22 protein-coding genes are annotated in these 22493 nt (G+C 73.5%); 7 read left to right on the top strand and 15 right to left on the bottom strand.

Annotation, left to right across the window (positions count from 1 at the left end):
- Nucleotides 1–106: 106 nt before the first annotated feature.
- Nucleotides 107–1435 carry an MFS transporter gene (locus ACFYOJ_RS35495; RefSeq protein WP_356557018.1) on the bottom strand — a complete coding sequence of 443 codons (1329 nt, stop codon included), beginning with the start codon at nucleotides 1433–1435 and terminating at the stop codon, nucleotides 107–109.
- A gap of 63 nt (nucleotides 1436–1498) precedes the next feature.
- On the opposite strand from ACFYOJ_RS35495, the gene ACFYOJ_RS35490 reads away from it, so the two are divergent.
- Nucleotides 1499–2452, top strand: coding sequence for a LysR family transcriptional regulator (locus ACFYOJ_RS35490; RefSeq protein ID WP_356557019.1), 954 nt, complete (start codon nucleotides 1499–1501; stop codon nucleotides 2450–2452).
- Between the two features lie 9 nt (nucleotides 2453–2461).
- On the opposite strand, the gene ACFYOJ_RS35485 is transcribed toward ACFYOJ_RS35490, so the two are convergent.
- Entirely contained in the window at nucleotides 2462–3223 is a 762-nt protein-coding gene (locus tag ACFYOJ_RS35485; protein ID WP_356557020.1) for an alpha/beta hydrolase, read from the bottom strand.
- Nucleotides 3224–3665: 442 nt separating this feature from the next.
- On the opposite strand from ACFYOJ_RS35485, the gene ACFYOJ_RS35480 reads away from it, so the two are divergent.
- Entirely contained in the window at nucleotides 3666–3953 is a 288-nt protein-coding gene (locus ACFYOJ_RS35480; RefSeq protein WP_356557021.1) for an ATP-binding protein, read from the top strand.
- Between the two features lie 118 nt (nucleotides 3954–4071).
- Here ACFYOJ_RS35480 and ACFYOJ_RS35475 read toward each other — a convergent pair whose 3' ends face one another.
- The 5 genes from ACFYOJ_RS35475 to afsQ1 all read right to left on the bottom strand — a co-directional run bounded on the left by ACFYOJ_RS35475 (nucleotide 4072) and on the right by afsQ1 (nucleotide 7944).
- The gene (locus ACFYOJ_RS35475) at nucleotides 4072–4275 is read right to left on the bottom strand and encodes a PspC domain-containing protein (RefSeq protein WP_073724783.1); all 204 of its coding nucleotides are present in this window, start codon (nucleotides 4273–4275) and stop codon (nucleotides 4072–4074) included.
- Nucleotides 4276–4372: 97 nt separating this feature from the next.
- A complete protein-coding gene (locus ACFYOJ_RS35470) occupies nucleotides 4373–4924 on the bottom strand; it encodes a VanZ family protein (RefSeq protein WP_356557022.1) in 552 nt (183 codons plus the stop codon).
- A gap of 88 nt (nucleotides 4925–5012) precedes the next feature.
- Nucleotides 5013–5636 carry a hypothetical protein gene (locus ACFYOJ_RS35465; RefSeq protein ID WP_356557023.1) on the bottom strand — a complete coding sequence of 208 codons (624 nt, stop codon included), beginning with the start codon at nucleotides 5634–5636 and terminating at the stop codon, nucleotides 5013–5015.
- Nucleotides 5636–7270, bottom strand: a complete 1635-nt coding sequence (locus ACFYOJ_RS35460) for a HAMP domain-containing sensor histidine kinase (protein WP_356557024.1) — start codon at nucleotides 7268–7270, stop codon at nucleotides 5636–5638. Before ACFYOJ_RS35460 ends, ACFYOJ_RS35465 begins: the two co-directional genes overlap by 1 nt.
- The gene (afsQ1, locus tag ACFYOJ_RS35455; protein WP_029394402.1) at nucleotides 7267–7944 is read right to left on the bottom strand and encodes a two-component system response regulator AfsQ1; all 678 of its coding nucleotides are present in this window, start codon (nucleotides 7942–7944) and stop codon (nucleotides 7267–7269) included. Before afsQ1 ends, ACFYOJ_RS35460 begins: the two co-directional genes overlap by 4 nt.
- Before the next feature lie 224 nt (nucleotides 7945–8168).
- Between afsQ1 and ACFYOJ_RS35450 the strand changes: the two genes are divergently transcribed.
- Complete coding sequence (locus ACFYOJ_RS35450; protein ID WP_356557025.1) at nucleotides 8169–8915, top strand: SigE family RNA polymerase sigma factor; 747 nt, start codon at nucleotides 8169–8171, stop codon at nucleotides 8913–8915.
- A 218-nt stretch (nucleotides 8916–9133) separates the two neighbouring features.
- Here the strand turns inward: ACFYOJ_RS35450 and ACFYOJ_RS35445 are convergent, their stop codons facing one another.
- Nucleotides 9134–9856, bottom strand: coding sequence for a uridine kinase (locus ACFYOJ_RS35445; protein ID WP_356557026.1), 723 nt, complete (start codon nucleotides 9854–9856; stop codon nucleotides 9134–9136).
- 90 nt (nucleotides 9857–9946) lie between these two features.
- On the opposite strand from ACFYOJ_RS35445, the gene ACFYOJ_RS35440 reads away from it, so the two are divergent.
- Nucleotides 9947–10357, top strand: coding sequence for a hypothetical protein (locus ACFYOJ_RS35440; protein WP_356557027.1), 411 nt, complete (start codon nucleotides 9947–9949; stop codon nucleotides 10355–10357).
- 89 nt (nucleotides 10358–10446) lie between these two features.
- Here ACFYOJ_RS35440 and ACFYOJ_RS35435 read toward each other — a convergent pair whose 3' ends face one another.
- From ACFYOJ_RS35435 to deoC, 3 genes are read right to left on the bottom strand one after another with little or no spacing between them, the layout of a single operon-like run.
- Nucleotides 10447–11337 (bottom strand): aldehyde dehydrogenase family protein, encoded by an 891-nt coding sequence (locus tag ACFYOJ_RS35435; protein WP_356557028.1) that lies wholly within the window; start codon nucleotides 11335–11337, stop codon nucleotides 10447–10449.
- Nucleotides 11330–12769, bottom strand: coding sequence for an aldehyde dehydrogenase family protein (locus ACFYOJ_RS35430; protein ID WP_356557029.1), 1440 nt, complete (start codon nucleotides 12767–12769; stop codon nucleotides 11330–11332). Before ACFYOJ_RS35430 ends, ACFYOJ_RS35435 begins: the two co-directional genes overlap by 8 nt.
- A gap of 11 nt (nucleotides 12770–12780) precedes the next feature.
- Nucleotides 12781–13764, bottom strand: coding sequence for a deoxyribose-phosphate aldolase (deoC, locus tag ACFYOJ_RS35425; RefSeq protein WP_356557038.1), 984 nt, complete (start codon nucleotides 13762–13764; stop codon nucleotides 12781–12783).
- A 111-nt stretch (nucleotides 13765–13875) separates the two neighbouring features.
- Here deoC and ACFYOJ_RS35420 point away from each other — a divergent pair, with 111 nt between their 5' ends.
- Nucleotides 13876–14571, top strand: coding sequence for a PH domain-containing protein (locus ACFYOJ_RS35420; RefSeq protein ID WP_356557030.1), 696 nt, complete (start codon nucleotides 13876–13878; stop codon nucleotides 14569–14571).
- 165 nt (nucleotides 14572–14736) lie between these two features.
- Here the strand turns inward: ACFYOJ_RS35420 and ACFYOJ_RS35415 are convergent, their stop codons facing one another.
- The 4 genes from ACFYOJ_RS35415 to ACFYOJ_RS35400 all read right to left on the bottom strand — a co-directional run bounded on the left by ACFYOJ_RS35415 (nucleotide 14737) and on the right by ACFYOJ_RS35400 (nucleotide 19565).
- Nucleotides 14737–15966 (bottom strand): hypothetical protein, encoded by a 1230-nt coding sequence (locus tag ACFYOJ_RS35415; protein ID WP_356557031.1) that lies wholly within the window; start codon nucleotides 15964–15966, stop codon nucleotides 14737–14739.
- Between the two features lie 222 nt (nucleotides 15967–16188).
- Nucleotides 16189–17847, bottom strand: a complete 1659-nt coding sequence (locus ACFYOJ_RS35410; protein ID WP_356557039.1) for a phospho-sugar mutase — start codon at nucleotides 17845–17847, stop codon at nucleotides 16189–16191.
- Between the two features lie 361 nt (nucleotides 17848–18208).
- A complete protein-coding gene (locus ACFYOJ_RS35405; RefSeq protein ID WP_356557032.1) occupies nucleotides 18209–19033 on the bottom strand; it encodes a purine-nucleoside phosphorylase in 825 nt (274 codons plus the stop codon).
- A 94-nt stretch (nucleotides 19034–19127) separates the two neighbouring features.
- A complete protein-coding gene (locus ACFYOJ_RS35400; protein WP_356557033.1) occupies nucleotides 19128–19565 on the bottom strand; it encodes a gamma-glutamylcyclotransferase in 438 nt (145 codons plus the stop codon).
- 85 nt (nucleotides 19566–19650) lie between these two features.
- Between ACFYOJ_RS35400 and ACFYOJ_RS35395 the strand changes: the two genes are divergently transcribed.
- Both ACFYOJ_RS35395 and ACFYOJ_RS35390 read left to right on the top strand, forming a co-directional pair.
- Complete coding sequence (locus tag ACFYOJ_RS35395; protein WP_356557034.1) at nucleotides 19651–21099, top strand: NAD(P)H-quinone dehydrogenase; 1449 nt, start codon at nucleotides 19651–19653, stop codon at nucleotides 21097–21099.
- A 169-nt stretch (nucleotides 21100–21268) separates the two neighbouring features.
- Nucleotides 21269–22249 carry a DeoR/GlpR family DNA-binding transcription regulator gene (locus ACFYOJ_RS35390; protein ID WP_356557035.1) on the top strand — a complete coding sequence of 327 codons (981 nt, stop codon included), beginning with the start codon at nucleotides 21269–21271 and terminating at the stop codon, nucleotides 22247–22249.
- The last annotated feature ends 244 nt before the right edge of the window (nucleotides 22250–22493 follow it).

Below are 22493 nucleotides of genomic sequence, written 5' to 3'. Positions count from 1 at the left end.
GTCCACCCACCCCTGTGGCGTCCCGTCGTGCGCGTCTTCGCGCCTCGCACTTCGGAAGCTACCGCAGGGGACTGACAATGGCCCGGGGAGTTGGGAAAAGCGCAGGTCAGCGGCCGGCGCTCAGAGCCCGTACCGGGACGCCCGCACCCTGGCGGCGCGCCGCCAGCGTCCCGAGGCCCGTGATCACCACGACGCCCAGCACCGCCAGCAGCCCGACCCCGACCGTGCCGGCCCAGCCGCCGGAGTGGAAGGCCAGCGCGCCCACCGTGCTGCCCGCGCTGGAGCCGATGTAGTAGGCGGACTGGTACAGCGCGGACGCCTGGGCGCGGCCGTGCGTGGCCGTCCTGCCGACCGCCGACGAGGCCACCGCGTGCCCGGCGAAGAAGCCCGCCGTGATCAGCACCAGCCCCAGCAGGACCAGCGGCAGCGAGGGCGCGAGGGACAGCAGCAGGCCCGCCGCCGTCGTGCCGCCGCCCAGGTACAGGGCTCCGCGGCGCCCGAGCCGGCCCACCAGCCGGCCCGCCGTCGACGCCGACACCGTACCGACCAGGTACACCAGGAAGATCGAGCCGATGACGCCCTGCGGCAGCGAGAACGGTGCCTCGGTCAGGCGGTAGCCGATCACCGTGTACACGCCGCCGAACACCGTCATGAACAGCGCGCCGATCGCGTACAGCCGGCGCAGCAGCGGGTCGGCCAGGTGGTCGCGGACCGTGCGGACCAGGACCCGGGGGCGCAGCGAGCCCGGCGTGAAGTGCTTCGGCGCCGGCAGCAGCATCCGGAAGGCCGCCGCGCACGCCACCGCGACCAGGCCGATCACCCCGACGGCGACCCGCCAGCCCCACTCCTGCGCGACCCAGCCGGTGATGACCCGGCCGCTCATCCCGCCGACGCTGTTGCCCGCCACGAACAGCCCGATGGCGGTGACCAGCGCCCGCGGCCGCACCTCCTCCGCGAGGTACGCCGTCGCCGAGGCCGGCAGCCCGGCCAGCGCCGCGCCCTGCACCGCCCGCAGCGCGACCAGCGCCGGCAGCGACGGCGCGAAGGGCACCAGCAGTCCGACGGTCACCGCGACCGCCAGCGAGGCCGTCATGACCGTACGCCGTCCGAAACGCTCCGACAGGGCGCTCATCGGCAGGACGAACACGGCGAGGCCGCCCGTCGCGGCGGCCACCGTCCAGCTCGCGTCGCCCGCCGGCACCCCGAGGTCGCCGGAGATCAGCGGCAGCAGGGCCTGGGTGGAGTACAGGAGCGCGAAGGTCGCGACGCCCGCGAGGAAGAGGGCGAGACTCATCCGGCGGTAACCGGGTCCGCCCGGTGCCATCCGGGAGTCGGCGGCGGCGACCGGAGGGACGGCGGCGGAGGAGGAGACGGCGGGGGAGACGGATGCAGCGGCGTCCACGGTGGTGGACGCCCCGGTATCGGCGGGAGTCATGCTGCGAAGGTAAGGAGCCCGCGACTCATCCGTCCAATGCATGGAATCGTCATAATCGTTCCCATGGTGCATCAGCAGAGCTCACAGCCGTGCCTGTCACCGTCCGGTGACACAGAAGACATCGTCGCGCTGCTCGCGCCACGCCTCGCGTACTTCGCCGGCGTGGCCCGCGTCGAGCATGTGACCCGGGCCGCGCAGGAGATGAACGTCCCGCAGTCCACCCTCTCCCGCGCCCTCGCCCGGCTCGAGGCCGACCTCGGGGTGGACCTGTTCGTCCGCCGCGGCCGCACCCTCGCCCTCACCCCGGCCGGGCACAGCTTCCTCGGCTCCGTGGAGCGCGCCCTCGCCGAGATCGGGCGGGCCGCCGAGGAGGTGCGCGCCGACGCCGACCCGGCCACCGGCAAGGTCGCCTTCGGCTTCCTGCACACCATGGGCGCCGAGACCGTCCCCGGCCTGCTGCACGCCTTCCGCGCCGACCACCCCCGGGTCCGCTTCAGCCTCGTCCAGAACTACGGCGAGGCCATGCTGGAGCGGCTGCGCGCCGGTGACCTCGACCTCTGTCTGACCTCCCCGGTCCCGGACGCCCCCGACCTGGTCGCCCGCCGCCTGGACGAGCAGAAACTGCGCCTCGTCGTGCCGGCCGACCACCGGCTGGCCGGCCGCAGGCGGGTCCGCCTCGCCGAGGCGGCCGACGAGAACTTCGTGACCCTGGAGCCCGGTTACGGCCTGCGGCGCATCACCGACGACCTGTGCGCGCAGGCCGGTTTCCGGCCGCGGGTGGCCTTCGAGGGCGAGGAGGCGGAGACGCTGCGCGGCCTGGTCGCCGCGGGTCTCGGCGTCGCGCTCCTGCCCCCGCCGGCCGTGCCCCGCCCCGGCGTGGCCGAGCTGGCGGTCACGGCGCCGCGCGCGGCCCGCGAGATCGGCGTGGCCTGGCTGGCGGGCCGCACGGACACGCCCCCGGTGGCGGCGTTCAAGAGGTTCCTGCTGTCGAGGCGGGGCAACCTGCTTCCCGGCTGACGCGGCCGCCTACCGGCGCAGCGACTTCCCGAAACCCACCGCCAGCGGCATCCGCAGCCCCAGCGGCGGCGGCGCGGCCAGCGCGTCCCGGACCGGTCGCGAGAAGGGCTGCCCGAACAGCGCGCCCATCACGAAGTCCTCCGCCAGTGCGACGACCTCGTCCCGGTAGTGCCGCAGCCCGTGCCCGTCGGAGTGCACCTCGAACCGGCACACGTCACGGTTGGCCTTCTTCGCCCGGGCCGCCAGCCGGAACGACAGCTCGGGGTCGCTGCGTCCGTCGTTCGTGCCGTGCACGATCAGCACCTGGCGGCCGGCGAGCTGCTTCACCGGCTCGGGCTCCGCCGCCATGTCCTCCTCCGGCAGCCAGGGGGCGATCGCCAGTACGGAGCCGACGGCCTCGTGCCCGGCCGCGCGCAGTGCCGCCCGCCCGCCCATGCCGACGCCGAGGAGGCAGACCGGCACGTCCCCGTAGCGCCGTACGGCCTCGCCGGCGGCCCAGTCGGCGTCCCGGGCGAGGTGCGCCTCGGCGCCGTTCCAGCCCCGGTAGCGGTAGTGCACGACGTGCGCGGCGAGGCCCTCCTCCCGCCCCGCGCGTGCCAGCCGGCGCCCCAGCGCGCGTACGGACGCGGCCGCGAGCAGCGCGGACGGCCTGCGGCCGGACACCTCGTCCCCTTCGGGGAGCAGCAGCACCACACCGCCCACCGCCGACCCCTCCGGACCGAGCGTCCGCCCCAGCCGGGCCTCGCGCACCGGCGTCGCTTGCTGTGCCATGGCAGAACATTCTCAGAAGAGCGGGCGTACGCGACCCGCTCTCGCGGTCACCGTTACATTTCGGCGTCCCCGCCCACCGGTCCCCCGCGCCCGCCCCTCGCTCCGTCCGGTCCCGCCTCCGGCGGCGGGCACTCTTCTCCGCACCGCCTCCGCGTCAATGCGAGGGAATAAGAGTTCATTCTTTTCGATGAAGGACCGGACCCCGGCCGATGACGTGAGCGAGCTCGGACATGCGAAATGAAAATCCGAATGGCCGTTCCATCAACCCGTCCTCACCTGCGAACACGCCGGTGAACAGTGCCTTGCAGGCATCGACGGGAAACCGGGACGCGGGTGGACTTTCACCATCCGTCCGCAACTCGATGTTTGCGGACGGCGGTATCGCATGTTTACGGTCGAGGACCGCTCACATCCCCGTCATTTCATTTCGAGGACATCTTTCATGAAGCAGTCTGCTGCCAAGACCCTCGGCGTCGCCGTCCTCGGTGCCGCCTTCGCCGCCGCCGGCGCGGGTGCCGCCACCGCGGCCCCGGAGCTCCCCGACACCTCCCGGACGGTGGACACCGTGGCCCGTACGCTGCCCGCCGTCCAGCCGTTCGCCGAGCAGGTCGTCGCGGAGCAGCTCTCCGACGCCCCGACCGGACCGGTCGCGGGCCTTCTCGGCGGCCTGCCGGCCCAGGGCCTGCCCACGCAGGGCCTGGGCGTGAACGGCCTGCCGCTGGGCGGCTGAACCGCACCCTCCCCGTGACGCGCCGATGGGGCGCACCCGGTGACACCGGGTGCGCCCCATCGGCGTACCAGAGGGGAGGTACGTCTCACGGGCCGCCGTCACCGCCCGTACGGGCCGGTCACCAGGCCGTACGGGCGGCCTTCTCCTCCGACGGCAGCAGGATCCACAGGGCGAGGTAGAGCAGGAACTGCGGGCCGGGCAGCAGGCAGGAGGCCACGAAGATCACGCGCATCGTGGTGGTGGAGGTGCCGAAGCGCCGCGCCAGCGCGGCGCACACTCCGCCGATCATGCGGCCGTGGGTGGGGCGGGCGAGGCGGGACATCGCGGCTCCTTCGTGAGCTCGGGGTGGGGGGCCTGCCGTTCGGCTGCCCTCTCATCTGCCTTCCACGCTACGGAGACGAACGGGGCAAAGCGTCGCTCTACGGTGCGATACCGACCCTGGGAATCGTCGGGGTCCGCCCCTGAGCGGGCTCCTCCTGGAGTACGTCCTCCCGGGCCTTCGGCCGGGACCTGCGGCGGAGCCGGGCACGGCCCGCGGGTACGACGGCGAGGTGGGCGAGGGCCACGCCCAGGGTGTTCAGCAGCACCGAGTCGACGTCCGCGACCTGGCCGGGCACCCCGGTCTGCAGCAGTTCGACGCCCAGGGACAGCAGGGCGGCGGCGGCCGTGGTGCGCAGCAGGGACGCCGTCGGCGACACGCACAGCCGTCCGTTCGCCATCGGCAGCAGCACCCCCAGCGGTGCCAGCAGCACGAGCCCCGTGCCCAGGGGACGGACCGCCGCCGGCCAGCCCAGTGCCAGGTCGGCCCGGATGCCGGCGAGCGGGTGCACGTTGGGCGGCGGGACCCAGGGCACGTCCAGCGGCCGCAGGGTGTACCAGGCGACGAACGCGAGATGCGCGACGAGGAGGACACCTCCCGTCGCACGGATGCGGAGCGCGGCGCTGCCGCCGGAGAACCCTTGACGCTGCACGCACCCCTAGACGCGGCCTCCCGCGCGGTCGGTTCCGGTCTCTCCCCCGCGGGGGTGAGGCTTGCGCCACATGGCCCACGTGCCGGTGTCAGCCGCCGGTGACCTCGCTCGCCGGCGGCTCGTTGCTGCCGGGCCGGGTGCGGACCTCGTCCGTGCAGGTGTAGCGGCGCGGGGCACCGTCGTCGGGGCCGCCCAGGATCACCGAGCCGTCGCCCTCGGCCACGGCCGACCCGGAGAAGGTGCAGACCACCTGGGCGAGGGAGTACGAGGTGAGGTCGCCGGGCGCGGTGGTGAGCCGCAGGGTGCCCTCCGGGTCGCCGGGACGCGGCCCCTTCACGGTGATGCCGTCGCGCACGTCCGTGGTGTACCCGGCCGCCTTCTCCGCGGCCGGCGGTGAGGCGGCGAGCTGGTCCAGCAGCCCCTGGGCCACCAGCATCCGCCGCGCGGAGCCGGCCGCGCCGTCCGGGACCCGCACCGACCGGTCCACGGCCACCAGCGACGACCCGCACAGCAGGAACACCCGCACCGGTACGCCGGACGCGGCCGGTGCCGTCCCGTCCGGACCGGCGGGCGAGCAGCGCACTCGTGAGGGCGCGGGACCGTAGTCCGTGGGCACCTCCGTGGCACGGATCCCGCACCCGGTGAGCAGCACGGCCAGCACGGCCAGCACGGCGGCCGGCACGGGAAGCGCCGGCGGACGGCGTACGGTCATCAGGCCTGTCCCTTCGCGTCCTTGCCCCGGCCCTTGTCCCGGCCCTCTTCCCGGCTCTCGTCCCTGTCCGCGTCCCCGCTCCCGTCACCCGCCCCGGCGTCGTCCTCCTCCGCGGGGGGCGACGCGTCCTGCGGGAGCCGCAGCGTGAACACGGCGCCGCCCTCGGGGGAGTTCTCGGCGGTGATCTCGCCGCCGTGGATGTGGGCGTTCTCCAGGGCGATGGACAGGCCGAGCCCGCTGCCCTCGGAGCGCGGCCGGGAGGCGCTCGCCTTGTAGAAGCGGTCGAAGACGTGCGGCAGGACGTCCTCGGGGATGCCGGGCCCGTGGTCCCGTACCCGGATGACGACCTCGTGGTCCGCCCGCGTCACCGACACCCGCACCGGCGATCCGCCGTGCTTGAGCGCGTTGCCGATCAGGTTGGCCAGGATGACGTCGAGGCGACGCGGGTCGAGACGGGCGTGGATGCCGCGCTCGGCGTCCAGGTCGACGGCGTCCAGCCAGGCCCGGGCGTCGATGCAGGCGGTGATCTGGTCGGCGACGTCGACGTCGTCCAGGACCAGCCGGGCGGTGCCCGCGTCGAAGCGGGTGACCTCCATCAGGTTCTCCACGAGGTCGTTCAGCCGCCGTGTCTCGCTCACCACCAGCCGCACGGCCGGTTCGATCATCGGATCGATGCCGCCGCCCTCGAACTCCAGCTCGTCCTCCAGGACTTCCGTGACGGCGGTGATGGCCGTCAGCGGCGTCCGCAGCTCGTGGCTCATGTCCGCCACGAAGCGCCGCGAGGCCTGCTCCCGGTCGGCCATGTCCGCGACCCGCTTCTCCAGCGCCTCCGCCGCGCTGTTGAACGTCCGCGACAGATCGGCCAGTTCGTCGGTGCCGGACACGCGCAGCCGGGTGTCCAGCCTGCCCTCGCCGAGACGGCGTGCCGCGACCCCGAGCCGGTGCACCGGCTTCAGCACGGTCGTCGCCAGGACCTGCGCGAGCAGCGCGGAGCCGAGCAGCGCGAGAGCGGTCGCGATGCCCAGCGACCAGGCCAGCGAGTTCAGGTCCTTCGCCTCGGGCTCCAGCGAGGTGAACATGTAGCCCGTCGGGCCGCCGCCGATCACCTTCGAACCGGCCACGAGGTAGGGGGTGCCGTCCTCGACGACCCGCTGCCAGTACAGGTGGTACGGGGACTTGTTGGCCGAGGTGACCTTCTGTTCCTTGTTCACCGCGGTGCGCAGCGACTCGGGCACGTCGGCCGGGGTGAAGCCGCCGAGGCCGGCGGAACTCCCGTACACGGTCCGCCCGTCGGCGTCCTCGGCGACGAGCAGGACGCCGAAGCGCCGGCTGCCGCCGGCCATCTGCCCCGCGGTGTGCTGCAACTCGTCCTGGGTGGGCCGCGCGGGCAGCGCGCCCGCCCGGTTCTGCATCTCCTGCTCGAAGTCGTGCAGCACGGCGTCCTGGGTGCGGGTGAGCACCGCCTCGCGGTTGAGCCAGTAGGCGATGCCCGACGCCGACACGGCCGCGGTGAGCGCGACCAGCCCGAAGACGACGACCAGCCGGAGGCGCAGGCTGGTGAGGCGCAGCCGGGACCAGACTCCCTTGCGAGCCGCGGCCCAGCCGCGCGGACCCCCCTGGTGTTCCTGTGTCACTGAGGCGGATCCAGCCGGTAGCCGACGCCCCGCACGGTGCGGATCAGGGTCGGGGACGAGGGCACGTCCTCGACCTTGGCGCGCAGCCGCTGCACACACGCGTCCACGAGCCGCGAGTCGCCGAGGTAGTCGTGCTCCCACACCAGCCGCAGCAACTGCTGCCGGGACAGCGCCTGCCCCGGCCGCCGGCTCAGCTCCAGCAGCAGCCGCAGCTCGGTCGGCGTGAGCTGCAGGTCCTCGCCGTTCTTGGTCACGGTCATCGCCGAACGGTCGATGACCAGGCTGCCGAAGCTCGCCGAGTCGCTCGACTCCCGCTCCCCGCGCCGCAGCACGGCCCGGATACGGGCGTCCAGCACCCGCCCCTGCACGGGCTTGACGACATAGTCGTCGGCGCCCGACTCCAGGCCGACGACCACGTCGATGTCGTCGTTGCGCGCGGTCAGCAGGATGATCGGCAGCTGGTCGGTGCGCCGGATGCGCCGGCACACCTCGAAACCGTCGATGCCTGGCAGCATCACGTCCAGCACGATCAGATCCGGCCGCTGCTCGCGCAGCAGCTTCAGACCGTCCTCACCACTGGCAGCGGTCGCCACGCGGTGTCCCTGGCGCGTCAGAGAGAGCTCCAGGGCCGTCCGGATGGCGTCGTCGTCCTCGATCAGCAACAGGGAAGGCACGGGCTCATTCTGGCCCATGGAGGGGGCGCTCTTCGACCCGTGGGCCCGGATGAGGCCCCCGCCCGACGCCGGGCCTCGTGAAGGATCTGTGGAGTAGCCGTGGCCAAGACCTGTGACAGGGCTGTGACAGTCGGCGGACACGGCCATGAAGTGGGCGCGGCAGGCTTCTGGGCACAGGCAACACTGCGGTCAGGACACCGGAAGTCCACGACGGGGGGCGCGAGATGAACACGCTGAAGGGCACCGGCACCAGCGCAGTGGTCACGCGTCTGCACCGGGGGCCGGAGAAGGCCGGTGCCGTGAGCACCAGGGGGTGCGCTCGTGGCACCGGGCGTCAGCACACCGCCTTCATGACGGTGATCGACGCCCGCACGGGGGAGACGGGGAACCGGGGGGAGACGCACGGGGGAACCGCGTACGGGGAGGCGGAGGGGGAGCGCCGCTCCCTGTCGGAGGCGGAGTTCACCGCCTACGTCCAGGAGCGGCGCGCCTCCCTGTACGCGACCGCGTACCACCTCACCGGTGACCGCTTCGAGGCCGAGGACCTGCTGCAGAGCGCGCTGTTCTCGACCTACCGGGCGTGGGACCGGATCAGCGACAAGGCGGCCGTCGGCGGGTACCTCCGCCGCACGATGACGAACCTGCACATCAGCGCCTGGCGGCGCCGCAAGCTCAACGAGTACCCGACCGAGGAACTGCCGGAGGCGCCCGGTGACACGGACGCGATGCGCGGCACCGAACTGCGCACGGTCCTGTGGCAGGCGCTGGCCCGGCTCCCCGAACTCCAGCGCACCATGCTGGTCCTGCGCTACTACGAGGGCCGCACGGACCCGGAGATCGCGGACATCCTCGGCATCAGCGTCGGCACGGTGAAGTCCAGCATCTGGCGCTCACTGCGCCGGCTGCGCGAGGACGAGGTCCTCAGCTTCGGCCGTGACCGGGAGGACGCCTTCGGCGAACTGGTCGCCTGAAGGCCGGGGGAGCGGGGGATCTGAGGACCTGGGGGGCCTCAGAAAAGGGCGGGAGCCCGGTTGCCACGGGGGATGGCACCGGACTCCCGGCCCACGGGGGAAACACCGGGGGGACGGGGGAAACGGGGGGAACACGGGGGAGCACAGGGAAACGGGACTGGAGGGCCGGGGGGTCCGTCCGGTCCCGTTTTTTTGCGCACGCGCCTCACGTACGCCCGTCACACCGCCGTACGCGTCGGGTGCGTCGTACGTGACGTGGCGCACCGGCCCGCCGCCGCGGCGGCCAGGCGGCCCATCGCCTCGTCCCGGTCGCAGGCGTGGGCGCCCAGCGCCGTCTGCCGGGCGATGATCGCCCGTTCCTGCCGCATCAGCCGCCAGCCGCGGCGCAGCAGGAACGGCACCGGCTTGCGGCCCTCCTCGAGATCCCGCAGGAAGCGTCGGCGGAAGGTCGTCAGCGGGCCCCGGCTCAGGCACAGCGCGTCGGCCAGCACGCCCAGTTCACGGCAGCGCGCCACGATCTCGGCGGCGAAGATGCCCTCCGCGAGGAACAGCGGCGTACGGCCCACGTCGACCGTGTCCTCGCCGGTGCGGGCGCTGCGCCCGATGTCGTACACGGGGACGTTCGCCCGGCCCGTGCGGCACAGCCGCGTGATCGCGGCGACCGCGGCGTCCGCGTCCCAGGAGTCCGGGTGGTCCCAGTCGATGTCACCGCTGCCGGCCACCCGCGGCAGCGTCGGGTCGGTGCCCTCCTTGTAGAAGTCGTCGAGCCGCAGCACCGGAAGACCGGAGCGGGCGGCGAGGAGGGACTTGCCGGAGCCGGAGGGGCCGCAGAGCAGCACGACTCGCGTCGGTATGGGCGGATGGGAGGTCACGGGAGACCAGTGTGAGGCATCGGAGGGCCGTCGTACGAGCCCGCGGGCAGGCTGTGCAGCGCGCGTCACATCCCGGCCACCGTCCGCGGTGACCCGGTCACCACCCGTGGCGTTGTCATGGTGGCCCGTAGCAACCCAGAGCAAGAGGTGGCAGCAGCGATGGCACGACACGCGTCCCCCCGCACCCGCACCCCGCACGCGCAGCGCGCCCTGGTCGCCCTGGCGGCCACCGGAGCGGCCCTGACGGCCGGCGCGGCGACGGCCTGCGCGGACAGCGGCGAGACCCTCGCCGGCCTCGCCCGGTCCCGGACCGCCTCGCTGGGCGACACCGACCCGCAGGCCGGCCTCCAGGCCCTGACGGACACGGTCGGCCACGTCACCGGCCCGGTCGCCGGCCTCAAGCCCAACCCGCTGGCCGGCACCGGTGTCGACCCGCTGGACAACGGCGTCGGCACGCAGGTCGCCGACTTCCGGCCGCTGACCTCCACCGCGCTGACCGGACCGGTGGCCCAGGCGCCGTCGGTCGGCGCCGTGCCGGTGGTGGGACGGGCGACGGAGCTGCTGCGCTGACGGACGCCTCTCGGTTCCCGGCATACGCGGAGCCGCGCCCCTCCCCGGGCGAGGGAAGGCGCGCGGCTCCGCGTTGTGGGGGGTGGTGCTCAGTACGACGAGCCGGACGCGCCCAGCGCGCCCGTGGGGTGCCAGACCGTCTTGGTCTCCAGGAACGCCGTCATGCGGTCGATGCCCGGCGCCGCCGACCAGTCGCCCACAGGCTGTGGACGCAGGACGCGCTTGAGGTTGTCCGCCGCCGCGATCTCCAGCTCCTTCGCCAGCGCCTCGTCGGCGCCCGCGAGGTCGATCGCGTTGACGTCCTGGTGGGCGGCGAGCGGTGCGGCGAGCTCCGCCGTACGGCCGGAGAGGATGTTGACCACGCCGCCGGGGAGGTCGGAGGTGGCCAGGACCTCGCCGAGGGAGAGGGCCGGGAGCGGGGACCTCTCGCTCGCGATCACGACCGCCGTGTTGCCGGTGGCGACGACCGGGGCGACGACCGAGACCAGGCCGAGGAAGGACGACTCCTGCGGGGCGAGGACGGCGACCACGCCGGTCGGCTCCGGGGAGGACAGGTTGAAGAAGGGGCCCGCGACCGGGTTGCCGCCGCCGGTCACCTGGGCGATCTTGTCGGTCCAGCCCGCGTACCAGACCCAGCGGTCGATCGCCGCGTCGACCTGGTCGGCCGCCTTGGACTTCGACAGGCCCTCGGCGTCGGCGACCTCGCGGACGTACTGGTCGCGGCGGCCCTCCAGCATCTCCGCGATCCGGTACAGGATCTGGCCGCGGTTGTACGCCGTCGCGCCGGACCAGCCGCCGAACGCCTTGCGCGCGGCGACCACCGCGTCACGGGCGTCCTTGCGGGAGGAGAGCGGGGCGTTCGCCAGCCACTTGCCCTTCGCGTCAGACACTTCGTACACCCGGCCGCTCTCGGAACGCGGGAACTTCCCGCCGACGTACAGCTTGTAGGTCTTGAACACCGACAGTCGTGCGTCAGACATCGAGGTACGCCTCCAGGCCGTGGCGGCCGCCCTCGCGGCCGAAGCCCGACTCCTTGTAGCCGCCGAACGGCGAGGTCGGGTCGAACTTGTTGAACGTGTTGGACCAGACGACACCCGCACGGAGCTTGTTCGCGACCGCCAGGATGCGCGAGCCCTTCTCCGTCCAGATGCCCGCCGACAGGCCGTACGGGGTGTTGTTGGCCTTGGCGACGGCCTCGTCCGGGGTGCGGAAGGTGAGCACCGACAGCACCGGGCCGAAGATCTCGTCGCGGGCGATGGTGTGCGCCTGGGTGACGCCCGTGAAGAGCGTCGGGGCGAACCAGTAGCCGGAGGAGGGCAGTTCGCACGACGGCGACCAGCGTTCGGCGCCCTCCGCCTCGCCCTGGTCGGCGAGCGCGGTGATCCGGGCGAGCTGCTCGGCGGAGTTGATCGCGCCGATGTCGGTGTTCTTGTCCAGCGGGTCGCCCAGGCGCAGGGTGGACAGGCGGCGCTTGAGGGAGTCCAGCAGCTCGTCGTGGACCGACTCCTGGACGAGGAGGCGGCTGCCCGCGCAGCAGACCTGGCCCTGGTTGAAGAAGATGCCGCTGACGATGCCCTCGACGGCCTGGTCGATCGGGGCGTCGTCGAAGACGATGTTGGCGCCCTTGCCGCCCAGCTCCAGCGTGAGCTTCTTGCGGGTGCCCGCGACCGTGCGCGCGATCTCCTTGCCGACGGCCGTCGACCCCGTGAAGGCGACCTTGTCCACGTCCGGGTGGGCGATCAGCGCGGCGCCGGTGCGGCCGTCACCGGTGACGATGTTGACGACGCCCTTGGGCAGGCCCGCCTGGCGGCAGATGTCCGCGAAGAACAGGGCGGACAGCGGGGTCGTCTCGGCGGGCTTGAGGACCACCGTGTTGCCGGTCGCGAGCGCCGGGGCGATCTTCCACGCCAGCATCAGGAGCGGGAAGTTCCACGGGATGACCTGGCCCGCGACGCCGAGCGGGCGCGGGTTCGCGCCGAAGCCGGCGTGCTCCAGCTTGTCGGCCCAGCCCGCGTAGTAGAAGAAGTGCGCGGCGACCAGGGGCAGGTCCGCGTCGCGGGTCTCCCGGATCGGCTTGCCGTTGTCCAGGGTCTCCAGGACGGCCAGCTCGCGGCTGCGCTCCTGGATGATCCGGGCGATGCGGAACAGGTACTTCGCGCGCTCGGAGCCGGGCAGCGCCGACCACTTCTCGAAGGCCTTGCGGGCGGCCCTCACGGCGCGGTCGACGTCCGCCTCACCGGCCTCGGCGACCTCGGAGAGGACCTCCTCGGTGGCGGGGGACACGGTCTTGAAGACCTTGCCGTCGGCCGCCTCGGTGAACTCGCCGTCGATGAACAGGCCGTAGGACGGGGCGATGTCGACGACCGAGCGGGACTCGGGAGCCGGTGCGTACGCGAATGTCTGCTTTTCCATGGCCATGGTGATCAGTCCACCGTCACGTAGTCGGGGCCGGAGTAGCGGCCGGTGGCCAGCTTCTGGCGCTGCATCAGCAGGTCGTTCAGGAGCGAGGAGGCGCCGAAGCGGAACCAGTGGCTGTCCAGCCAGTCCTCGCCCGCGGTCTCCTTGACCAGGACCAGGAACTTGATCGCGTCCTTCGCGGTGCGGATGCCGCCGGCCGGCTTCACGCCGACCTGGACGCCCGTCTGCGCGCGGAAGTCGCGGACCGCCTCCAGCATGAGGAGGGTGTTGGCGGGCGTGGCGTTGACCGCGACCTTGCCGGTGGAGGTCTTGATGAAGTCGGCCCCGGCCAGCATGCCGAGCCAGCTCGCGCGGCGGATGTTGTCGTACGTCGACAGCTCGCCGGTCTCGAAGATGACCTTCAGACGGGCCGACGTCCCGCAGGCCTCCTTCACGGCGGTGATCTCGTCGTACACCTTCAGGTACTTCCCCGCGAGGAACGCGCCGCGGTCGATGACCATGTCGACCTCGTCGGCGCCCGCCGCGACGGCCTCGCGCACGTCGGCCAGCTTGACGGCGAGCGAGGCGCGGCCCGCCGGGAACGCGGTGGCGACCGAGGCGACCTTGACGCCCGAGCCGGCGACGGCCTCCTTGGCGACGGGCACCATGTCGGGATAGACGCAGACGGCCGCCGTGGCGGGGCTCGTCCGGTCCGTCGGATCCGGCCGGACCGCCTTGGCGCCCAGCGCCCGGACCTTGCCCGGGGTGTCCGCGCCTTCCAGCGTCGTCAGGTCGACCATCGAGATGGCCAGGTCGAGCGCGTACGCCTTCGCGGTGGTCTTGACGGAACGGGTGCCGAGAGAGGCGGCGCGCGCCTCCAGGCCGACCGCGTCGACGCCGGGCAGCCCGTGGAGGAAGCGGCGCAGCGTGCTGTCGGACGCGGTGACGTCCGTGAGTCCGCGGGCGGACGCAGCGGATGCAACGGGTGCAGCGGATGCAGAGGTGGGCATGGTCACCAGCCGAGCATATCTACGCGCGTAGCGGCTGTACAGCCCTCGATGCCCGTCCCGGGCCGGTACCGCGCGACGGTGCCGCCGGGGCCGTCGTGCACAATCGGCAGCATGACGACCCCGGAGCCCCAGTCACCCTCGCCGCAGCCCTCGGCGCCCGCGCCCAAGGACCGCGTCTACCGCTCGTACGCGGGCATCGCCGGAGGCGTCCTCCTGCTCGCGCTCATCGCCTGGCTCGGCGTCGACGCCGTGGTCGCGGGCGAGGGACGCACCCCGTGGCTGGCGCTCGCCACCATGCTGCTCCTCGTGCCGCTCGTCGCCGCCTACACCGTGCGGCCCGCCGTGTACGCGAACGAGGACCGGCTGCGCGTCCGCAACCCCTTCCGCGTCATCGTGCTCCCCTGGGAGCGGGTCGCCGCCCTGCGCTCCGGCTACTCCAACGAGGTCCTCGACGAGACCGGCACCAAGTACCAGCTGTGGGCCATCCCCGTGTCGCTGCGCGCCCGCAAGAAGGCCGCGCGGCAGGCGGCGCGGAGCGCAGCCGACGGCACCCCCGGACGCGGCGGTGTCCTCGGTGGCCCGGGCGGCGGTGCCCGCGGTGCCGGGGCCGCCGGGGGCGTGTCTGTCCGGTCCGAGGGCGACAAGGCCATGGACGAGCTGCGTGAGCTGCAGGAGAACCGGGAGCTGCGGCCCGGGGGGAAGGCGGACGCCCCGCGGGGCGAGATCACGGTCCGCTGGGCCTACGAGATCGTCGCGCCCGCGCTGACCGGTGCCGTGCTGCTGGCGGTGCTGCTGGCCGTGGGGTGACCCCGGCGCCGGAGGCGACGGTCCGGCGGCGGAGGCGACGGCGGCCCGGCGGCGCTCCGGTGGTGCCGGCGGCCGGGGCGTCTTCCGGACGAGGCCACCGGTGCGCCGGGCGGCGCGGGGTTCCGCGGGGCGGGTACAGGGCTCCGCGGAGCGTTCTCCGGTTCTTCAGGGCGCGGCCGGCCAGACCAGGAGCAGATACGCCCCGCAGTACGCAGAGCCCAGCACCGCGGTCGTCAGGACCAGCGCGCGGTGCCGGACGGAGGCGCGGGCCAGATGCACGGCCAGGGGCAGGAGCAGCGGGAACGCCGGGAGCAGGAAGCGGGCCCGGGGGAAGTAGACCCCGCCGCTGCCCAGGACGATCACCAGCAGCACGCCGGTGAAGACGAGCAGCGGCAGCGGCTGCCGGTCCCCCACTGACAGGGCGAACAGCACCACCGCCGCGATCAGCGTGAGCGTCACCATCACCAGGAACAGGTGCGGCGTCGGATCACGCCACAGCAGCCGGCGCATCTGGTGCAGCGTCCGCACGCCGCCGTCCAGCTCGTTGTGCCACAGCCGCTGCACGGCGAAGTAGCCGTCCCAGCGGCCCAGCCGCAGACCCACCCAGCCGAGGTACGCGCACCAGCCCAGCGGCGCGAGGAGCGCGGCGGCGACGACGCGGACACGGAGCCCGCGGTGACGGACGAGGTGCACCAGGGCCGTCACGGTGACCGCCGCCGCCACCGCCACGCCGGTCGGACGGGTCAGGCCCGCCGCCACCGCGCAGCCCGCCGCCCACAGCCAGCGCCCGCTGAGCACCGCGTACAGCGACCAGGCCGCGCACGCCGTGAACAGGGACTCCGTATAGCCCATCCACTGCACCACGCCGACCGGGAACGCCGCCCACAGCGTGGTGAGCAGCACCCCGACGCGTCTGCCGTAGAGGCGGTCGCCCACCGCGAAGATCCCCCAGGCGGCGAGCACGGACGCGACGACCGCGACACCGAGGCCCGTGGAGGCGCGGCTGCCCGGGGTGAGGGCGGCCACCGCCTTCACCAGTGCCGGGTAGAGGGGGAAGAAGGCCAGGTTGTTGGTGTTGGCCTCGGTGCCGAGCTCGCGGGTGTAGCCGTGTTCGGCGATGCCGAGGTACCAGTCGGAGTCCCACTGCGCGGCCAGGTTCACCCACAGGTCCTGGTGCCGGCGCGGCGCCCAGACCGCGAGCACCAGCAGACCCGTGCCGCGTACGGCGAGATAGGCGCCGAGGGCCGGGGCGGCGCGGTGTGCGGCGTGCAGGAGCCGCCGGGCGCTCGCACGGACGCGGCCCTGCGGCGGCGGGGTGGCGGAGGGACGGCGGTGGGGGCGCCGGGTGCCTGGGATGTGCCCGCTCTGAGCGGTTTCGGGCGCGGTCGAGGACACGGCGGCGGCTCCCTGGCGGCTCTCGGGGGCGGGGCGGTTCCGGTCCACCGTTGCCCGGAGGGCAGCCTGGAAGGCGCAGGGCGGGTCAAGGGGGCGGGGGAAATCACCCGAAGGGGTGCCCCTGGGCGGGGCACCCCTTCGGGGAGCCGGTGCGTGCGGGCGTGCGGGGCGCGCCGGGGGATGCGCCGGGGTGCGCCCCGGGGCACCGCGTCGGGGGCCGGGTCAGAGGCCCGCTGCCGCCGACAGGTCCCGCTTGAGCGCCGTCAGCAGGCCGGTCGCCTTCGCGCGGGCCTCGGGAAGACCTGCGTGGCCGGCGACCGGGACGACGGCCTCCAGGTAGCACTTCAGCTTGGGCTCCGTACCGCTCGGGCGGACGATCACCCGGGCGCCGTCGAGCGTGTAGCGCAGGCCGTCGGTGGGCGGGAGGGCGTCCGTCCCCCGGGACAGGTCCTCGGCCCTCACGACCGGCAGGCCGGCGAGAGCGGCGGGGGGCCGCTCGCGCAGGCGGCGCATGGCGGCCGCGATGACGGACAGGTCCTCGACGCGGACCGAGAGCTGGTCGGTGGCGTGCAGGCCGTGCTCGACGGCGAGGTCGTCGAGCAGGTCGAGGAGGGTACGGCCCTCCTCCTTGAGGACGGAGGCCAGCTCCGTGATCAGGAGGGCCGCCGTGACGCCGTCCTTGTCGCGCACGCCCTCCGGGTCCACGCAGTAACCGAGGGCCTCCTCGTAGCCGTAGCGGAGGTTCTCCACGCGGGCGATCCACTTGAAGCCGGTGAGGGTCTCCTCGTACGGCAGGCCGGCCTTCTGGGCGATACGGCCGAGGAGGGAGGACGAGACGATCGACTCCGCGAACGTGCCGTGCGCTTCGCGGGCGACCAGGTGGGCGGCGAGCAGCGCGCCGACCTCGTCGCCGCGGAGCATGCGCCAGTCGGTGCCGTCGTGCACCGCGACGGCGCAGCGGTCGGCGTCCGGGTCGTTGGCGATGACCAGGTCGGGGCCGGTCTCGCGGGCCTTCGCGAAGGCCAGGTCCATCGCGCCGGGCTCCTCCGGGTTGGGGAAGGCCACGGTGGGGAAGTCCGGGTCGGGATCGGCCTGCTCGGCGACGAGCACCGGCTCCGGGAAGCCGGCCCGGGCGAAGGCGGCGAGGAGCGTGTCCCTGCCGACACCGTGCATCGCCGTGTAGACGGTACGGGCGGTACGGGGGGAGCCGGGGGCGAGGACGGCGTCCGTGCGGGCGAGGTAGGCGTCGAGGATGTCATCGCCGAGGGTCTGCCAGCCGGCGGCGGGACGGGGGACGTCGTCCAGGGAACGCACGGCGTCGATCTCCGCGGCGATACCGGCGTCGGCCGGGGGCACGATCTGGGAGCCGTCGCCGAGGTACACCTTGTAGCCGTTGTCGCGGGGCGGGTTGTGGCTGGCGGTGACCTCCACGCCGGCGACGGCGCCGAGGTGACGGACGGCGAAGGCGAGGACGGGGGTGGGGAGGGGCCGGGGGAGGACGGCGGCGCGCAGACCGGCGCCGGTCACGACGGCGGCGGTGTCGCGGGCGAAGTCCTCCGACTTGTGGCGGGCGTCGTACCCGATGACGACGAGGCCGGCCGTGTCGTCCCCGTGGGGGGTCCCCTGCTTCCTGAGGTACGCGGCGAGGCCGGCGGTGGCGCGGATGACGACGGCGCGGTTCATGCGCATCGGGCCGGCGCCGAGTTCGCCGCGGAGGCCGGCGGTGCCGAACTGGAGGGTGCCGGAGAAACGGGCGGTGAGCTCGGCGAGGTCCCCGGCGTCGATGAGCGCGGCGAGCTCCGCGCGGGTCTCCGCGTCGGGGTCCTCGGCCAGCCAGGTCCTCGCCCGTGCGAGGAGGTCGTCGTCTTGCACGTCGGTCAGCCTCTCGTGTGAGTCGGTCGTACGGGGTGCCTGCGGCGCTTGGGCGGGGTGCCTGCGGCGGCCTGTGCGGGTGGGGTGGGGGTGCGCGTAGCGCGGTGCGTGGTGTTGTGGTGCGGGGGCGCGCCGGGGGGGTGTCCGCCCTCGGAACGGCGCGGAACCGGGGACTGACCGGCAGACGGGGCGTTGACGCGCCAACCGCTGCGGGCGAACACCCCCCGGCACACCCCCTCCCCGCCGTACGCGGCTGTCCCTCCACGCGGCTACGGGGCCCCGCCTCAGCCGCGGTCCGTCCGCCCCGCACCCACGCCGGGTGCCCCGGCAGCGCCGGACCAGCGGCCCCGCGCGGGAGACGCCCCGTCGGTTACAGGCGGCTCAGGACCTGTGTCAGCAGCGCGCCCATCCGCTTCGCGGAGTCGCGGCCCGCCTGCAGGACCTCCTCGTGGTTGAGAGGCTCGCCCGTCATGCCCGCCGCGAGGTTGGTCACCAGGGAGATGCCCAGCACCTCCGCGCCGGCCTCGCGGGCGGCGATCGCCTCCAGGACCGTCGACATGCCCACCAGGTCGGCCCCGATGACGCGGGCCATGCGGATCTCGGCCGGCGTCTCGTAGTGCGGGCCGGGGAACTGGGCGTAGACGCCCTCCTCCAGCGTGGGGTCGACCTCCTTGCACAGCGCGCGCAGCCGCGGGGAGTAGAGGTCGGTGAGGTCGACGAAGTTCGCGCCGACGATCGGGGAGGCGGCCGTCAGGTTGATGTGGTCGCTGATCAGGACCGGCTGGCCGGGGCGCATGCCCTCGCGCAGGCCGCCGCAGCCGTTGGTCAGGACGACCGTCTTGGCGCCGGCGGCGACCGCGGTGCGCACGCCGTGGGAGACGGCGGCCACGCCGTGGCCCTCGTAGAAATGGGTACGGCCCAGGAAGACCAGCGCGCGCTTGTCGCCGATGGCGTACGAGCGGACCCTGCCGCCGTGACCCTCCACCGCCGGCGCGGGGAAGCCCGGCAGGTCGGTGACCTGGAGATCGGCCTCGGGCTCGCCCAGGGCGTCCACGGCCGGAGCCCAGCCGGAGCCCATCACGAGGGCGACGTCGTGGGTCTCGGCGCCGGTGAGTTCGCGCAGGCGGGCCGCGGCGGCGTCGGCGGCGGCGTGGGGGTCGCCCTGGATGTCGTCCGGAAGAAGAGATGCGTTCACGCCGATGAGGGTAGCCGCTTCGCGCCTACGCGCGTAGATGTCAGAGCTCACGGGTTCCGGATCGTTGCTCTGTCGTTTCCGACGAGGGTGCCGCTCAGCAGGGGCGCTTGCGGAGCTCCATGACGTAGTCGTGGGGCGCGCCCGCCGATTCCGCGGCGTCGGCCACCTCGCCCAGGTAGCGGGCGGAGGGCAGACCGCCCTCGTAGGCGTTCAGGACGTAGGTCCAGGCCTGCTCCTCGCCGTCCAGGGTGTGGACGCGGACGCGCGTGCGGCGGTATATGTCCAGGCCCACGCCCTCCCAGCGGTCGAGCGACTCCTCGTCCACCGGGGTGACGTCGTAGAGCGCGACGAAGACCTGGGAGACCGGGTCCTCGACGAGGGTCGCGAGCGCGCCCTCCCAGCCCATGTGCTCGCCCCCGAAGGTCAGCCGCCACCCGTTCAGCCAGCCGGTGGCGCGCAGCGGCGAGTGCGGGGCGCGGCGCGTCATCAACCGGGCGTCGAGGTTGCCGGCGTAAGCGGCGTAGAGCGACATGGGGAGAGCCTACGGCAGCCCTCCCGGGCGTCGCTCTCGTCACAGTCGTCCCCCCGGGCGGCCTCGCGTTGAAGGGTGCGGGACAATGGAGTACGTGACTCGGATCGTGATCATCGGTGGCGGACCCGGCGGATATGAGGCGGCGCTGGTCGCCGCACAGCTCGGCGCGGAGGTGACCGTCGTCGACTGCGACGGTCTGGGCGGTGCGTCGGTGCTGACCGACTGCGTGCCGTCCAAGACTCTGATCGCCACGGCCGAGGTGATGACCACCTTCGACTCCTCGTACGAGGAGCTGGGCATCATCGTCGCCGACGACACCCCGCCCATGGAGCAGTCCGCCCGGGTGGTGGGGGTGGATCTGGGCAAGGTCAACCGGCGCGTGAAGCGGCTCGCGCTGGCGCAGTCGCACGACATCACCGCCTCCGTGACCCGCGCCGGTGCGCGGGTCGTGCGCGGGCGCGGGCGGCTGGAGGGCATGCAGGCCCTCGACGGCTCCCGGAAGGTCGTGGTGCGCGCCGCCGACGGCAGCGAGGAGACGCTGACCGCGGACGCGGTGCTGATCGCGACCGGCGGACACCCGCGCGAGCTGCCCGACGCGCGTCCCGACGGCGAGCGCATCCTGAACTGGACCCAGGTCTACGACCTGGAGGAGCTGCCCGAGGAGCTCATCGTGGTCGGCTCTGGCGTGACCGGCGCCGAGTTCGCCGGCGCCTACCAGGCGCTGGGGTCCAAGGTCACCCTCGTGTCCTCGCGCGACCGGGTGCTGCCCGGCGAGGACCCGGACGCCGCCGCCGTCCTGGAGGACGTGTTCCGGCGCCGCGGCATGAACGTCATGGCGCGCTCGCGGGCCCAGTCCGCCAAGCGGGTCGGGGACCGGGTGGAGGTCACGCTCTCCGACGGGCGTGTCATCACCGGGACGCACTGCCTGATGGCCGTCGGCGCCATCCCCAACACCGAGGGCATGGGCCTGGAGGAGGCCGGGGTCAAGCTGAAGGACTCCGGGCACATCCGCACCGACCGGGTGTCCAGGACCTCGGCGCCCGGCGTCTACGCCGCCGGTGACGTCACCGGCGTCTTCGCGCTCGCCTCGGTGGCGGCGATGCAGGGACGCATCGCCATGTACCACTTCCTCGGCGACGCGGTCACCCCGCTGAACCTCAGGACCGTCTCCGCCAACGTCTTCACCGACCCCGAGATCGCCACCGTCGGCTACTCGCAGGCCGACGTCGACGCCGGCAAGATCGACGCCCGCGTGGTGAAGCTGCCGCTGCTGCGCAACCCGCGCGCCAAGATGCAGGGCATCCGCGACGGCTTCGTCAAGATCTTCTGCCGGCCGGGCACCGAGATCGTGGTCGGCGGTGTGGTCGTGGCGCCGCGCGCCTCGGAGCTCATCCATCCCATTTCGATCGCGGTCGACAACAACCTGACGGTCGAACAGATCGCGAACACCTTCACCGTGTACCCGTCCCTCTCCGGATCGATCGCGGAGGTCGCCCGCCAGCTGCACACCCGCAAGGCCGGCGGCGAGGGCTGAGACGGCCGGGACCGACTCCTCGCCGGTCACGGGGAGTCGCGGCCCTTGCGAGGGGCATAGGCGGCCGGAGTAGGCGCGTATACCACTTCGGTACCTGCCGTGCGAACAACTTCTGTTATTCGGCGCATACTGCTGAAAGCAGACGGTCGATGGGGTTACTGTCAGTTTCGTGTTCGCTGCAGAACGTCGCCAATTGATCCTCGAAATGGTGCGAGCGAACGGGGCCGTGTCGCTCCGTGAGCTCGCCCGCGTCGTCCAGACCTCCGAAGTGACCGTACGGCGGGACGTGCGCGCGCTGGAGGCAGAAGGACTCCTCGACCGCCGGCACGGCGGTGCGGTACTGCCGGGCGGGTTCACGCGAGAATCCGGCTTTCCGCAGAAGTCCCATCTCGCGACCGCCGAGAAGACGGCCATCGCCGATCTCGCCGCGGGTTTCGTCGAAGAGGGCGAGGCCATCGTGGTCGGGGCGGGGACCACGACGCAGGAGCTGGCCCGCCGGCTCGCGCGGGTGCCCGGGCTGACCGTCGTCACCAACTCGCTGCTGGTGGCGCAGGCCCTCGCCCACGCCAACCGGGTCGAGGTCGTCATGACCGGCGGCACGCTCCGGGGTTCCAACTACGCCCTGGTCGGCAGCGGTGCCGAGCAGTCCCTGCAGGGACTGCGGGTCTCCAAGGCCTTCCTGTCCGGGAGCGGTCTGACGGCGGAGCGGGGCCTGTCCACGTCCAACATGCTGTCGGCCTCCGTCGACCGGGCGCTGGTGCAGGCCGCCGCCGAGGTCGTCGTCCTCGCCGACCATTCCAAGCTGGGCACGGACACCATGTTCCAGACCGTGCCGACGGACGTCATCACCCGCCTGGTCACCGACGAGCCGCCCGGCCACGACGACCGTGCGGCCACCGAGCTCCAGGCCCTCGCCGACCAGGGCGTGCAGATCGCCGTGGCGGGGGCGCCGGGGGGTGCGTCCGGCGCGGGAAATCACCAGGCCGCCCCGGCTGAGACGGCCCCGGCACGGCAGCGCCGGGACGTGCCGCTGCCCGGACCGCGGCGCCAGGCCCCCGGCGCGGGGGCGGCGCTGCGGACGGCCACGGCGCTCGGCGAGCAGAACGCCGGGGCGGAGCGGGCCCGGGTCGCGGACCTGCGTCGGCGCTGACCCGCCGTACGGCCCGCCGGCCCGGGAGCCTGACGGACCGAAGGCCTGACGGCCCGTCGTGTCACCGCGAACAGCGGGGCGCCCGGCGGGCCGTGATGCTCGGTCCGCCGGGCGCCCCGGTCGTGTCCTGCGCGGTTCGGTCCCGTCGTACGGGTGTCAGTCCTTGATCTCGCAGATCGCGGCGCCCGAGGTGAGGGAGGCGCCGACCTCGGCGGTCAGGCCTTTGACGGTGCCGGACTTGTGG

This window comes from Streptomyces sp. NPDC006384 (assembly GCF_042870695.1).
GTDB lineage: Bacteria > Actinomycetota > Actinomycetes > Streptomycetales > Streptomycetaceae > Streptomyces.
The sequence above is the reverse complement of the archived record's forward strand: the minus strand, read 5'-3'. Positions and strand labels throughout refer to the sequence as shown.

Coding starts and splice junctions, on each gene's coding strand:
- ACFYOJ_RS35495 (WP_356557018.1), bottom strand. CDS start 1,435: ATGACTCCCGCCGATACCGGGGCGTCCACCACCGTGGACGCCGCTGCA.
- ACFYOJ_RS35490 (WP_356557019.1), top strand. CDS start 1,499: ATGGTGCATCAGCAGAGCTCACAGCCGTGCCTGTCACCGTCCGGTGAC.
- ACFYOJ_RS35485 (WP_356557020.1), bottom strand. CDS start 3,223: ATGGCACAGCAAGCGACGCCGGTGCGCGAGGCCCGGCTGGGGCGGACG.
- ACFYOJ_RS35480 (WP_356557021.1), top strand. CDS start 3,666: ATGAAGCAGTCTGCTGCCAAGACCCTCGGCGTCGCCGTCCTCGGTGCC.
- ACFYOJ_RS35475 (WP_073724783.1), bottom strand. CDS start 4,275: ATGTCCCGCCTCGCCCGCCCCACCCACGGCCGCATGATCGGCGGAGTG.
- ACFYOJ_RS35465 (WP_356557023.1), bottom strand. CDS start 5,636: ATGACCGTACGCCGTCCGCCGGCGCTTCCCGTGCCGGCCGCCGTGCTG.
- ACFYOJ_RS35450 (WP_356557025.1), top strand. CDS start 8,169: ATGAACACGCTGAAGGGCACCGGCACCAGCGCAGTGGTCACGCGTCTG.
- ACFYOJ_RS35440 (WP_356557027.1), top strand. CDS start 9,947: ATGGCACGACACGCGTCCCCCCGCACCCGCACCCCGCACGCGCAGCGC.
- ACFYOJ_RS35435 (WP_356557028.1), bottom strand. CDS start 11,337: ATGTCTGACGCACGACTGTCGGTGTTCAAGACCTACAAGCTGTACGTC.
- ACFYOJ_RS35430 (WP_356557029.1), bottom strand. CDS start 12,769: ATGGAAAAGCAGACATTCGCGTACGCACCGGCTCCCGAGTCCCGCTCG.
- deoC (WP_356557038.1), bottom strand. CDS start 13,764: ATGCCCACCTCTGCATCCGCTGCACCCGTTGCATCCGCTGCGTCCGCC.
- ACFYOJ_RS35420 (WP_356557030.1), top strand. CDS start 13,876: ATGACGACCCCGGAGCCCCAGTCACCCTCGCCGCAGCCCTCGGCGCCC.
- ACFYOJ_RS35400 (WP_356557033.1), bottom strand. CDS start 19,565: ATGTCGCTCTACGCCGCTTACGCCGGCAACCTCGACGCCCGGTTGATG.
- ACFYOJ_RS35395 (WP_356557034.1), top strand. CDS start 19,651: ATGGAGTACGTGACTCGGATCGTGATCATCGGTGGCGGACCCGGCGGA.